10 protein-coding genes are annotated in these 13,299 nt (G+C 69.0%); 3 read left to right on the forward strand and 7 right to left on the reverse strand.

Features of this window, described 5'->3' with window-relative positions:
- The first annotated feature begins 107 nt into the window (after positions 1 to 107).
- On the forward strand, positions 108 to 1,577 hold the full coding sequence (locus tag ACZ7LB_RS05295; RefSeq protein WP_471465467.1) for a CCA tRNA nucleotidyltransferase: 1,470 nt from the start codon (positions 108 to 110) through the stop codon (positions 1,575 to 1,577).
- A 151-nt stretch (positions 1,578 to 1,728) separates the two neighbouring features.
- Here the strand turns inward: ACZ7LB_RS05295 and ACZ7LB_RS05300 are convergent, their stop codons facing one another.
- From ACZ7LB_RS05300 to ACZ7LB_RS05315, 4 genes are all read right to left on the reverse strand, one after another.
- The gene (locus ACZ7LB_RS05300; protein WP_471465468.1) at positions 1,729 to 2,292 is read right to left on the reverse strand and encodes an LppU/SCO3897 family protein; all 564 of its coding nucleotides are present in this window, start codon (positions 2,290 to 2,292) and stop codon (positions 1,729 to 1,731) included.
- Positions 2,293 to 2,375: 83 nt separating this feature from the next.
- Positions 2,376 to 3,638 carry an MFS transporter gene (locus tag ACZ7LB_RS05305; RefSeq protein WP_471465469.1) on the reverse strand — a complete coding sequence of 421 codons (1,263 nt, stop codon included), beginning with the start codon at positions 3,636 to 3,638 and terminating at the stop codon, positions 2,376 to 2,378.
- Between the two features lie 90 nt (positions 3,639 to 3,728).
- Complete coding sequence (locus ACZ7LB_RS05310) at positions 3,729 to 4,811, reverse strand: inositol-3-phosphate synthase (RefSeq protein WP_471465470.1); 1,083 nt, start codon at positions 4,809 to 4,811, stop codon at positions 3,729 to 3,731.
- A gap of 44 nt (positions 4,812 to 4,855) precedes the next feature.
- Positions 4,856 to 5,533 (reverse strand): PadR family transcriptional regulator, encoded by a 678-nt coding sequence (locus tag ACZ7LB_RS05315; protein WP_161229092.1) that lies wholly within the window; start codon positions 5,531 to 5,533, stop codon positions 4,856 to 4,858.
- 352 nt (positions 5,534 to 5,885) lie between these two features.
- On the opposite strand from ACZ7LB_RS05315, the gene ACZ7LB_RS05320 reads away from it, so the two are divergent.
- Both ACZ7LB_RS05320 and ACZ7LB_RS05325 read left to right on the forward strand, forming a co-directional pair.
- Positions 5,886 to 8,627: a transglycosylase domain-containing protein gene (locus ACZ7LB_RS05320; RefSeq protein ID WP_471465471.1), complete on the forward strand. Its 2,742-nt coding sequence runs from the start codon at positions 5,886 to 5,888 to the stop codon at positions 8,625 to 8,627.
- A gap of 119 nt (positions 8,628 to 8,746) precedes the next feature.
- Positions 8,747 to 10,255 carry a glycosyltransferase family 87 protein gene (locus ACZ7LB_RS05325; RefSeq protein WP_471465472.1) on the forward strand — a complete coding sequence of 503 codons (1,509 nt, stop codon included), beginning with the start codon at positions 8,747 to 8,749 and terminating at the stop codon, positions 10,253 to 10,255.
- 59 nt (positions 10,256 to 10,314) lie between these two features.
- On the opposite strand, the gene ACZ7LB_RS05330 is transcribed toward ACZ7LB_RS05325, so the two are convergent.
- The 3 genes from ACZ7LB_RS05330 to ACZ7LB_RS05340 all read right to left on the reverse strand — a co-directional run bounded on the left by ACZ7LB_RS05330 (position 10,315) and on the right by ACZ7LB_RS05340 (position 13,090).
- Entirely contained in the window at positions 10,315 to 11,346 is a 1,032-nt protein-coding gene (locus ACZ7LB_RS05330) for an alanine racemase (protein WP_161229090.1), read from the reverse strand.
- Between the two features lie 118 nt (positions 11,347 to 11,464).
- Positions 11,465 to 12,586 (reverse strand): peptidoglycan bridge formation glycyltransferase FemX, encoded by a 1,122-nt coding sequence (gene femX / locus ACZ7LB_RS05335; protein WP_161229089.1) that lies wholly within the window; start codon positions 12,584 to 12,586, stop codon positions 11,465 to 11,467.
- A gap of 183 nt (positions 12,587 to 12,769) precedes the next feature.
- Positions 12,770 to 13,090 (reverse strand): hypothetical protein, encoded by a 321-nt coding sequence (locus tag ACZ7LB_RS05340; protein WP_471465473.1) that lies wholly within the window; start codon positions 13,088 to 13,090, stop codon positions 12,770 to 12,772.
- Positions 13,091 to 13,299 lie beyond the last annotated feature (209 nt).

A 13,299-nucleotide genomic window follows, 5' to 3' on the forward strand; every position in this document is an offset into this window, starting at 1 on the left:
GGAGATCATCCGGGGCTGTCCGCCGCTTCCGGTGATCCGCCCTGCCGTCCTCTATGTGCGCTATGGACGGAAGCCGTGCCCGCCCGGGCCACGTACCCTGTTCTGTTGTGCCGAACGCCAACGAAGTCACGCCCCATGCCCTCAGCCAGGTGCAGCACCGCGCGGTGAGTGAACTGCTGCGGGTCGCCCCTGTCGCCGACGACCTCGCCCGCCGCTTCCGGGCGGCCGGGTTCAGCCTCGCCCTGGTCGGCGGCTCGGTCCGGGACGCGTTGCTCGGCCGGCTCGGCAACGACCTGGACTTCACCACCGACGCCCGTCCGCAGGACGTACTGGAGATCATGCGGCCCTGGGCGGACGCCCTCTGGGACGTCGGCATCGCCTTCGGCACGGTCGGGGCACAGAAGAACGCCCGCGTGGGTGACGCCGAGCGCGTCTTTGAGATCGAGGTCACCACCTACCGCTCCGAGGCGTACGACCGTACGTCGCGCAAGCCGGAGGTCTCCTACGGCGACTCGATCGAGGAGGATCTGGTCCGGCGCGACTTCACGGTGAACGCCATGGCGGTCGCGCTTCCGGAGAAGGAGTTCATCGATCCGCACGGGGGACTGCACGACCTCGCGGCCCGCGTGCTGCGGACCCCGGGCACACCCGAGCAGTCCTTCTCGGACGACCCGCTGCGGATGATGCGGGCCGCGCGCTTCGCCGCGCAGCTCGATTTCGACGTCGCGCCCGAGGTGGTGGCGGCCATGACGGACATGGCGGGGCGCATCGAGATCGTCTCGGCCGAGCGGGTCCGGGACGAGCTGAACAAGCTCGTCCTCTCCGCCCATCCGCGCAAGGGTCTGACGCTGCTGGTGGACACCGGCCTCGCCGACCGTGTTCTGCCCGAGCTGCCGGCCCTGCGACTGGAGCGGGACGAGCACCACCGGCACAAGGACGTCTACGACCACACGCTCATCGTCCTGGAGCAGGCCATGGCCCTGGAGAGCGAGGGGCCGGATCTGGTACTGCGTCTGGCCGCCCTGCTGCACGACGTCGGCAAACCGCGCACACGTCGCTTCGAGAAGGACGGCAGGGTCTCGTTCCACCACCACGAGATGGTCGGGGCGAAGATGACGAAGAAGCGCATGACCGCGCTGAAGTACTCCAATGAGCTGGTGAAGGACGTCTCGCGGCTGGTCGAACTGCATCTGCGGTTCCACGGCTACGGCACGGGCGAGTGGACCGATTCCGCGGTCCGCCGGTACGTCCGCGACGCGGGTCCCCTGCTCGGCCGGCTGCACAAGCTGACCCGCTCGGACTGCACGACCCGCAACAAGCGCAAGGCCGCCGCTCTCTCCCGCGCGTACGACGGGCTGGAGGACCGGATCACCACCCTTCAGACGCAGGAGGAGCTGGACTCGATCCGCCCCGACCTCGACGGCAACGAGATCATGGGCATTCTCGGCATCCGGCCCGGTCCGGCCGTGGGCCAGGCGTACAAGCACCTGCTGGAGCTGCGCCTGGAGAACGGGCCCATGGGGCACGAGGCGGCGGTGGCGGCCCTCAAGGAGTGGTGGGCCGAGCAGGAGGGCTGAGTCCCCGGAGCGGTGGACGTCGTGGAGGGTGTGTGTTTCACGTGAAACACACACCCTCCACGCTACGGACGAAGGGGCGCCGCTTCACGGTGTTTCACGTGAAACAGCGCCCCTTCGGCGCGTGAGAACCAGTGCCCGAGGTCCCGTCCTCCTACTTGTGGTCCTTCAGGCAGAGCAGGAAGTCGCCGCTCCCGGTCTGGCTGTAGGTGTACTGGAAGCCGGGGGCCTCCTGCTCGCACTTGGTGGAGGCGGTGAGCTGGGTCTTGTAGGAGCCCTTGATCTTGGCCATCACCTCGTACTCGGCCTTCGAGCTGCTGCAGTCGACGACCTCGAGGTCAGGATCGTTGTCGTTGGTGCTGCCGCGGTGCATGCAGTCACCCACGCTCGCGGTGTCCGCGTCGTCGCGGCTGGCTATGTAGCCGCCGATGGCGACTCCGACGACGATCACGACGATGACGATGTTCTTGATCGTCTTGAAGCTGAGCTTGCGCCGGGCCGGCTGCGGCGGGGTCGGCCCGAAGGGTGCGCCCTGCTGGGGGAAGCCGGGCTGACCGGGCTGACCGGGCTGCTGGGGGAAACCGGGCTGGCCCTGGGTGAAGGGGTTCTGCCCATGGGGCTGCTGCTGAGCCTGCGGCTCTCCCTGCGCGAATGGATTGCCCTGGGGCGGAGTGGTCACTGGGGGTCCCCCTCGAACTGTGGTGCATGACGCGAACATGGCGTGAGTACGACGCACGTAAACTATCGGTCCCCACTGACATCTCCGCGGTCCGAGGCCACTCTGTGGCACTGATGTGACACTTACTTGCGCTCAAAACGCATCAAACACACCGCGACCGCTCCGTAGATCAGCGCGACGGTCACGATCAGGGGGACGGACCGGCCGTCCGGCGGCAGCATCAGGGCGGCGACGCCGGCCGCGCCGACGAAGGCGACATTGAACAGCACGTCGTAAACGGAGAAGATCCGGCCACGGAAGGCGTCGTCGACCGAGGACTGCACGATCGTGTCGGTGGAGATCTTCGCGCCCTGGGTGGCCACTCCCAGGACGAACGCCGCGGCGAGCAGGGGAGCGGTGGCGAACGGCAGGCCGAGCACCGGTACCAGCACCGCCGCCGCTGCCGCGCACACGATGATCCAGTGGCCCGGTCCACGCCGTCCCGCCGCCCAGGGGGTGATCACCGCGGCCGTGAAGAAGCCGGCCCCCGAGACCCCCAGCGCCAGCCCCAGCAGCGTCAGCCCGTCCCTGGCACTGGAGCTCAGGGCGTACCGGCAGAGCATCAGCAGCATCACCAGCAGGGCGCCGTAGCAGAACCGCATCAGGGTCATGGCCGCGAGCGAGCGGGCCGCCTCGCGGCGGGCTGGCTCCGCCAGATGGCGCACCCCCGCCGCCAGCCCCCGTGCGGTGTCGGCGAGGGACGAGGCCAGCCGGGGCCGCACGAGCGGCCGGTCGGGACCCAGCAGGTCCACCGCGATGCGCAGCGCCGCCAGCGCCCCGCACAGATACAGCAGGGCGCCCAGGAGCACCACGGCGGCGTCGGAGTCCGAGACCAGCAGGCGCACGAGGAAGGCCAGGCCGCCGCCCGCGGTTGCCGCCAGGGTCCCGGCGGTCGGGGAGAGGGAGTTGGCGATCACCAGGCGCTCGGTGTCCACCACGCGCGGCAGGGCGGCGGAGAGTCCCGCGAGGACGAAGCGGTTGACGGCGGTGACGCAGAGGGCGGAGACGTAGAAGAGCCAGACCGGGACGTCGCTCACCATCAGGGCGGCCGTCACCGAGGCCAGCACGGCGCGCAGCAGGTTGCCGTGGAGGAAGACCTGGCGGCGGCGCCAGCGGTCCAGGAGGACACCGGCGAACGGGCCCACCAGGGAGTAGGGCAGGAGCAGGACCGCCATCGCGGAGGCGATGGCGCCGGCCGAGGTCTGCTTCTCCGGTGAGAAGACCACATAAGTGGCGAGCGCGACCTGGTAGACGCCGTCGGCTCCCTGGGAGAGCAGGCGGACGGCGAGCAGGCGCCGGAATCCCTTCAGGCGCAGCAGGACGCGCAGGTCACGGACGACGGCCATGGGGCACAGCCTCACATACCGCAAGGTCCCCGGGCCGTTCGACCCAGGGACCTTCAGCGGAGTTCACGCACGGCCGGAACGGCCGGACGGTCAGCGCTCGACTTCGCCCTTGATGAACTTCTCGACGTTCTCGCGGGCCTGGTCGTCGAAGTACTGGACCGGCGGGGACTTCATGAAGTAGCTCGACGCCGACAGGATCGGGCCGCCGACACCGCGGTCCTTGGCGATCTTCGCGGCGCGCAGCGCGTCGATGATGACGCCGGCCGAGTTCGGCGAGTCCCAGACCTCGAGCTTGTACTCCAGGTTCAGCGGGACGTCACCGAAGGCGCGGCCCTCGAGGCGGACGTACGCCCACTTGCGGTCGTCCAGCCAGGCGACGTAGTCGGACGGGCCGATGTGGACGTTGTTCTCGCCGAGGTCCCGGTCGGGGATCTGCGAGGTGACGGCCTGGGTCTTGGAGATCTTCTTGGACTCCAGGCGGTCGCGCTCCAGCATGTTCTTGAAGTCCATGTTGCCGCCGACGTTGAGCTGCATCGTGCGGTCCAGGACGACGCCCCGGTCCTCGAACAGCTTCGCCATGACGCGGTGCGTGATGGTGGCGCCGACCTGGGACTTGATGTCGTCACCGACGATCGGGACGCCCGCCTCGGTGAACTTGTCCGCCCACTCCTTGGTGCCGGCGATGAAGACCGGGAGGGCGTTGACGAAGGCGACCTTGGCGTCGATGGCGCACTGGGCGTAGTACTTCGCCGCGGCCTCGGAGCCGACGGGCAGGTAGCAGACCAGGACGTCGACCTGACGGTCCTTGAGGATCTGGACGACGTCGACCGGGGCCTCGGCGGACTCCTCGATGGTCTCGCGGTAGTACTTGCCGAGGCCGTCGAGGGTGTGGCCGCGCTGGACCTCGACGCCGGTGTTCGGGACGTCGCAGATCTTGATGGTGTTGTTCTCGGAGGCGCCGATGGCGTCCGCGAGGTCCAGGCCGACCTTCTTGGAGTCCACGTCGAAGGCGGCGACGAACTCGACGTCACGGACGTGGTACTCGCCGAACTGAACGTGCATCAGACCGGGGACCCTGGACGCCGGGTCGGCGTCCTTGTAGTACTCGACGCCCTGCACCAGCGATGCGGCGCAGTTGCCCACACCGACGATGGCTACGCGAACCGAACCCATTCCGGTTGCTCCCTGTGTGTACGAGTGAGGCCCCGACTGGGCGCTCACGTGGCGGTGTCGCCGGGCGTATCCGGCCGGGGCTCGTCCCCGGGCCGGGGCAGGACGCCCGTCGCTCCTGATGTGGTGTCCTCCCGAGCGGTCCCCTCGGAGGCGGAACCGCGCAGGTCCCGTCCCGCCCGCTCGCTCTCGATGAGCTCGTTCAGCCAGCGCACTTCACGCTCCACGGACTCCATTCCGTGGCGCTGCAGCTCAAGCGTGTAGTCGTCGAGACGCTCGCGGGTGCGGGCCAGGGAGGCGTGCATCTTCTCCAGGCGTTCCTCCAGCCGGCTGCGCCGGCCTTCCAGGACGCGCATGCGCACGTCGCGGGAGGTCTGCCCGAAGAAGGCGAAGCGGGCGGCGAAGGTCTCGTCCTCGTAGGCGTCGGGGCCGGTCTGGGAGAGGAGCTGTTCGAAGTGCTCCTTCCCCTCGGCCGTCAGCCGGTAGACGATCTTGGCGCGTCGCCCCGTGAGGGAGGCGGCGGCCTCGCCGATGTTCCCCGGCTCCTCGATCAACCAGCCGTTGGTGACCAGCGTCTTGAGGCAGGGGTACAGCGTCCCGTAGCTGAACGCACGGAAGACACCCAGTGATGTATTGAGCCGTTTGCGCAGCTCATAGCCGTGCATCGGGGATTCGCGGAGCAGGCCGAGTACGGCGAACTCGAGGATGCCGGAACGCCGGCTCAACGTCGCCTCCTCTCGTCCTTATACCGCTCTGATGTATCGACTCGATACATCACGACGATAGAACCACCTTCCGCATGCGACAAGGGCAGGACGAGTGAACGGGATCACATCCTGGATTCATCGTGAGCAAGTTGCCTGATTTGAGGTGAACTTCGGAGCTCGGGGGTTTTGGCGATGCGTAGTCTGTGCGCCATGCAGAGCACCGGGAGGCAGGAGACGTCTGGGAACGTCCTTGTCCCCGGCGCGGTACGGGTGAGTGCGGAAGGGGCCGCATCCGTACGTCGGGGGGACCGGAAACCAGTCGCCGCTTGCAGGCGCGCAGGGGTGCGCCTGCCCGAGGAGTAGTCGTCCGATGAGCGAGCACCGTCGCAAACCGCCGCAGCCGCAGGAAGGCGGACGCGCCGCTGCCCGACGCGGTCCGTCCGGCCCGGCTTCCGGCCGCCGCGCGGCTCCGCGAGGCGCCACAGGGTCTCCGTCCGGTTCGCACGGTCCGGAGGACGGTGGCCGCCCCTACGGCGGTCGCGCGGAGGCCCGGCGCGCAGCGCAGCGCGCTGGAGGCAGTCGGCGCAGAGCGCCCGGCGGTCCCTCCGGGGCCGGCCGCGGCCGCGCCGCCGCCTCCGGCCGGAAGCGGCTGATCGACTATCCCCGCCAGGAGAGGTACGGCTGGCAGCGCTGGGTGCCGTCCTGGAAGCTCGTCTCCGGCCTGTGCATCGGCTTCATGGCCGGACTGCTGGGCGCCGCGGGCCTCGCCTACGCCATGGTGGGCATCCCCGACGTCCAGAAGATCGCGCAGGCCCAGAACAACGTCTACTACTGGGCCGACGGCAGCCAGATGGTCGCCACGGGCGGTGAGCGCAACCGGCAGATCGTCGACCTCGCCCAGATCCCCAAGGAGATGCGCAACGCCGTCATCGCCCAGGAGAACAAGACCTTCTACACCGACAGCGGCATCGACCCCAAGGGCATCGCCCGCGCCGTGGTGAACATGGCCAAGGGCGGCAACACGCAGGGTGGCTCGACCATCACCCAGCAGTACGTGAAGAACGCGATGCTCAACGACCAGTCGCAGACCCTCTCCCGCAAGGCCACGGAGGTACTGGTCTCGATCAAGGTGGGCGCGGAGGTCGAGAAGGACGAGATCCTCGAGGGCTATCTGAACTCGACGTACTACGGCCGCGGTGCCTACGGGATCCAGGCCGCCGCCCGCGCGTACTTCAACACGGACGCCGTCGACCTGAACCCCGGCCAGTGCGCCTTCCTGGCCGCCATGGTCAAGGGCGCGACGTACTACGACCCGGCCGGCGCCACCTCGATCGATCCGGCAGCCACCCCCGAGGCCAACTCGGGCCGCGCCTTCCGGCAGATGCAGGACACGCTGGACAAGATGGTCGAGTACGACGCCCTGAGCTCCGAGGAGCGGGCGAAGTACACGCAGATGCCGCGCTGGCAGCGTCCGCGGTCGAACACCCAGCTCAGCGGGCAGGTCGGCTATCTGGTCGACCTGGCCAACTCGACGTTGATCAAGAACGACCTCGTCACCCGGGACCAGCTGGAGAAGGGCGGTTACTCGATCTACACGACCTTCGACAAGAAGAAGGTCGACCAGCTCGAGGCCGCGGTCCAGCGCGTCTACAAGGAGAAGATCGACCCCGGGAAGCGCCCCGACCTGGACACGCACGTCCAGTTCGGCGGAGCCTCGGTGAACCCCGAGACCGGGGCCATCGAGGCCGTCTACGGCGGCGCCGACGCGACCAAGCACTTCACCAACAACGCCGATGTGACGGGTGCCCAGGTCGGTTCGACGTTCAAGCCGTTCGTGCTGGCCGCGGCGATGAAGTGGGGAGTGCGCGATCCGGATCTCGGGGATGCCCAGGGACTGGACGAGCGCACCCTCGTCTCGCCCAAGAGCTTCTACAACGGCAAGAACGACCTGCAGATCAAGAACTACGACGGGTCGGTCTGGAAGGACGAGAAGGGCAAGGAGCTGTTCCAGGAGAACGACGGCAAGGAGTCGGTCGGAGATCCGCCGGACTACAAGGTCGACCTCCGCGAGGCGATGCGGCTGTCGGTGAACTCCGCCTTCGTGCAGCTCGGCATGGACGTCGGCCTGGACAAGGTGAAGCAGACCGCCGTCGAGGCGGGCCTGCTGGAGAGCAGCCTGGCGGGCGCCGGATACCCCTCCTTCTCCATCGGCGTCTCGGAGCCGAGCGCGATCCGCATGGCGGGCGCGTACGCGACCTTCGCCGCCAGCGGCAAGCAGCGTGCCCCCTACTCCGTCACCAAGGTGACCAGCAAGGAGGGGACGATCTACGCGCACAAGGTCATCACCGAGCAGGCCTTCACCTCCAAGGTCGCGGACAACGTCACCGATGTGCTGAAGACCGTGGTCGACGAGGGCACGGGCACCAACGCCCAGCTGCCCGGCCGTGACGTGGCGGGCAAGACGGGCACCACGGACGGCAACAAGTCCGCCTGGTTCGTCGGCTACACCCCGCAGCTGTCGACGGCGATCAGCATGTTCCGCTACCCGGACGACGAGAAGATCAAGAACCGCAGGTTCCTGGAGATGTACGGAACGGGCGGCGAGGAGAAGATCCACGGTGCGTCGTTCCCGGCCCAGATCTGGCACGACTACATGGACGACGCGCTGAAGGGGCAGCCGAAGAAGCAGTTCCCGAAGCCCGAGCCCATCGGCGAGATCCTCAACGACACCCCGCCCCCGAGCCCGACGCCCACCCCCACCCCGACGCAGGAGGAGCCCAGCCCGACGCCCACCCCGACGCCGACCCAGACCGAGACCACGCCCTCCCCCACCCCGACCAGCACCTGTGTCGAGTGGGACTGGGACTGCATCCACAACGGGTCCAACGGCGGCAACGGCACCGACGGCGGTGACAACGGGAACGGCGGCAACAACGGGAACGGGGGGAACAACGGGAACGGTGGCAATGACAGCACCGGGAACGACAACGGGGGCTGGGACGGCGGCCAGTCGTCCTCGCCCACCCCGACCCCGACGGGTGAGGACGACGACGTCAGGGGCGGACACAACGGAGGCGGTGGCGGCGCAATCTTCGCCGGACCCAACGGATAGCCACTGTTCTCCCGCCATGGGCGTTTCACGTGAAACGCCCGCATGTTTCACGTGAAACGGGGCCGTCGCACCCGCCGGGGTGCGACGGCCCCGCCGTATATCCGGGTGCGTACGGCAGGATGTGGGCCATGCCCAGTGCAGAAGCGACGCCAGCGAGCGTGCACGAGCCGGACACGGTGCGCCCGACCCAGGAGGACCCGGTCGCCATGGCCGGCAGTGAGCTGATCGGCGGTCCTCTCGGACGCCGGGCCCTGCTCGGGACGTCCTGGTGGACCCCGGTGCGGATCATCGTGCTCGTGGCGATCGGCATGTTCGTCCTCGGTCTGGTCCAGAAGGCCCCCTGCTACAACGGCGGCTGGTTCTTCGGCGCCGGTACCCAGTACACGCACGCGTGCTACTCGGACATCCCGCACCTCTACCAGGGACGCGGCTTCGCCGACGGGCTGGTGCCGTACTTCGACAAGCTCCCCGGCGACATGGACTACCTCGAGTACCCGGTGCTCACCGGTGTGTTCATGGAGGTCGCCGCCTGGCTCACCACCGGCAGCGGCACCATCCAGCACCAGGAACAGTGGTACTGGATGGTCAACGCCGGAATGCTCATGGCGTGCGCCGCCGTCATCGCCGTCTGTGTGACCCGCACCCATGCCCGACGGCCCTGGGACGGCCTGCTGGTCGCCCTCGCGCCCGCGCTCGCCCTGACGGCGACCATCAACTGGGACCTGCTGGCGGTGGCCCTGACGAGCGCCGCCCTGCTGATGTGGGCCCGGCGGCACGCCTTCGCCTTCGGCGTGCTGCTGGGTCTGGCCACGGCCGCCAAGCTCTACCCCTTCCTGCTGCTCGGCCCGCTGCTCGTGCTGTGCTGGCGGGCGGGCCGATGGCGGGAGTACGGGGCGGCCCTGGGCGGCGCGGTCCTCTCCTGGCTGGTGGTGAACCTGCCGGTGATGATCTTCGCCTTCGAGGGCTGGTCGAAGTTCTACACCTTCAGCCAGGAGCGGGGCGTCGACTTCGGATCCTTCTGGCTGATCCTGGTGCAGAACTCGCCCAACCCGCCCACCACCGAGTCCGTGAACACCCTCGCCATCGTCCTGATGCTGGCGGGCTGCGGGGGAATCGCCGCGCTCACGCTGACCGCGCCCCGGCGCCCGCGCTTCGCCCAGCTCGCCTTCCTCATCGTCGCGGCCTTCATCCTCACCAACAAGGTCTACTCGCCGCAGTACGTCCTGTGGCTGGTGCCGCTGGCGGTGCTGGCCCGGCCGAAGTGGCGGGACTTCCTGATCTGGCAGGCCTGCGAGGTCCTCTACTTCCTGGGCATCTGGATGTACCTCGCGTACACGACCAGCGGAGACGCCCACAAGGGCCTGCCGACGGACGGCTACCACTGGGCCATCGCCGTCCATCTGCTGGGCACGCTGTACCTGTGCGCCATGGTCGTGCGCGACATCCTCCTGCCGGACCGGGACCCGGTCCGCAGGTCGGGGGACGACGACCCCTCCGGCGGGGTCCTCGACCGGGCCGAGGACGTGTTCGTCCTGGGGCCGCTCGCCCGTGGCTCCCGGTCCGCGGCCGAGCCCGAGACGCCCCAGGTGAAGTGGGGCACGGAACAACGAACCGGCGGTTCGCTCTGAGCGAACCGCCGGCGGGTGGTCGTACGGGACGGGCGGGGCGGCCGGCGCCCCGCCCGTGATCAGCGGTCGACGAGGCGGTCGAACTGCGTGGTGGTGTGCCTCAGATGGGCCACCAGTTCGTCCCCCACCTTCGGCTCGGGGGCGTCCGCGGGCACGAACAGGATCGAGACCTGCATGTGCGGCGGTTCCGCGAACCAGCGCTGCTTGCCGCCCCAGACGAACGGCGAGAGGTTCCGGTTGACCGTGGCCAGACCGGCCCGGGCGACCCCCTTGGCCCGCGGCATCACGCCGTGCAGCGCCTTCGGCGCCTCCAGGCCCACCCCGTGGGAGGTGCCGCCCGCCGCGACCACCAGGAAGCCGTCGGAGGCAGCCTTCTGCTGGCGGTAGCCGAAGCGCTCGCCCTTCGCCACCCGCGTGACGTCCAGGACGGCCCCGCGGTACTCGGTGGCCTCGTGGTCCCCCAGCCACAGCCGGGTGCCGATGCGGGCGCGGAAACGGGTCTGCGGGAACTGCTGCTGCAACCGGGTCAGTTCCTCTGCCCTGAGATGGCTGACGAACATCGTGTGCAGCGGCAGCCGGGCCGCGCGCAGCCGGTCCATCCAGCCGATGACCTCCTCGACGGCGTCCGAGCCGTCGGTGCGGTCCAGCGGGAGGTGGATGGCGAAGCCCTCCAGGCGGATGTTCTCTATGGCGGCGTGCAACTGCGGCAGGTCCTGCTCGCCGACCCCGTGCCGCTTCATCGAGGACATCACCTCGATGACCACGCGCGCACCCACCAGGCCGTACACCCCGTCCACCGACGACACCGAGCGGACGACGCGGTCGGGCAGCGGCACCGGCTCCTCACCGCGCCGGTACGGCGTCAGCACCAGCAGGTCGCCGCTGAAGAAGTCCTTGATCCGCGCGGCCTCGTACGTCGTGCCGACGGCGAGGATGTCGGAGCCCAGCCGCGTGGCCTCCTCCGCCAGGCGTTCGTGCCCGAAGCCGTAACCGTTGCCCTTGCAGACCGGGACCAGCCCGGGGAACTGCTCCTGCACGTGCTTGTGGTGCGCACGCCAGCGCGCGGTGTCGACGTAGAGCGTGAGCGCCATGGCCGGACCTGAGACCTTTCTCGTGGCTGAGGTGTGTCGGAGAACGGGGAGGGGAGGAACGGGGCGGAACCGCGACAGCCGTTCCGACGGTACTGGAGCCCGCGGCCCGGGGCGCGGGTCAGCGCCGCGACATATAGATGTCGAGGGCCTTGTGGAGCAGCTTGTTCAGCGGGAAGTCCCACTCGCCGAGGTACTCGGCCGCCTGGCCGCCGGTGCCGACCTTGAACTGGATCAGACCGAAGAGGTGGTCGTTCTCGTCCAGCGAGTCGGAGATGCCGCGCAGGTCGTAGACGGTGGCACCGAGGGCGTAGGAGTCGCGGAGCATCGCCCACTGCATGGCGTTCGAGGGGCGGACCTCGCGGCCGATGTTGTCCGAGGCGCCGTAGGAGTACCAGACGTGCCCGCCGACGACCAGCATGGTCGCCGCCGACAGGTTCACCCCGTTGTGGCGCGCGAAGTACAGCCGCATCCGGTTGGGGTCCTCGCTGTTGAGCGCCGACCACATGCGCTGGAAGTACGACAGCGGGCGCGGGCGGAAGCGGTCGCGCACCGCGGTGATCTCGTAGAGGCGCTGCCACTCCTCCAGATCGTGGTAGCCGCCCTGGACGACCTCGACCCCGGCCTTCTCCGCCTTCTTGATGTTGCGGCGCCAGAGCTGGTTGAAGTTCTTGTGGACCTCTTCCAGGGAACGGTTGGCCAGCGGGACCTGGAAGATGTAGCGGGGCTGCACGTCACCGAAGCCCGCGCCGCCGTCCTCGCCCTGCTGCCAGCCCATGCGGCGCAGCTTGTCGGCGACCTCGAAGGCCCGCGGTTCGATGTGGTCCGCCTCGATGTCCCGCAGGCGCTTGACGTCCGGGTCCTGGATGCCCTTCTTGATGGACACGGCGTCCCAGCGCCGGATGATCACCGGCGGGCCCATCTTCACCGAGAAGGCGCCCTGCTGCTTCAGGTGCGCGAGCATGGGCTCGATCCAGTCCTGGAGGTTCGGTGCGAACCAGTTGATGACCGGGCCCTCGGGCAGGTACGCGAGGTACCGCTTGATCTTGGGGAGCTGCCGGTAGAGGACCAGACCCGTGCCGACCAGCTCGCCGGTGCGGTCGTCGAACCAGCCGAGGTTCTCCGAGCGCCATTCCGCCTTGACGTCGGCCCATGCCGGAACCTGCATGTGACTCGCGGCCGGCAGGCTCTGGATATGGGCCAGATGCTGCTCGCGGCTGATGGTCCTCAGGGTCAGGGTCATGCGGGGCGCTCCTCGGGCTGGTGTGTCCCCATGGGGTCAGGGGCTCCGGCTCACGCGCGAAGCCTACTGCGCCCCTTGAGCGCCCCGTCCGGGTGCGGGGGGATAGTCCCTTTCCCACGGGAACGGCGGCCGCCTCCCGGGGGAGGGACGGCCGCCGTTCCCGTGGGAAAGGGAGGGCCGCGGTCAGCCGCCGATGACACCGCCGAACAGCCCGCCGTGCGCCATGCCGAAGTAGAAGCCGAGCGCACAGGCCCCGAGGCCCACCACCAGGCCGAAGCGTTCCCTTGTCGTCGCGGAGACGAACTGTCCGTATCCGCCGGTCAGGATGCCGACGAGCCCGGCCCAGGAGGTGATGAGGTGCAGGTTGTCGAATCCGGCGGTCACCAGGGAGAGCACGCCGAGGACCAGGGTCACGGCCAGCAGGGTGTCCTGGAGCGGGTGCGGCTTGCCGTCGGTGGCCAGGATCCCGGTCCGGGGCCTGGCGGGTCGCATGATCTGTGCCATGGGGAACCTCCTGCCGAGGGCAGTGCGTCGTGGCCCTTCACATCCGGTCTGTACAGATTGCGCCCCCTCACCGGCTGATTTCAACCGGAGGGCGGTGGGCGGGTACTCTGTACCTTCTGCACTGGTGTCTGCTTCCAGCTCGCGACCGGGCCGCTCCTCGGAGAGGGCCCGTTGTCAGTGGGGCCTGGTTCAATCGCAGATACCGGTGC

It is taken from the genome of Streptomyces sp. NPDC107521, assembly GCF_055598485.1.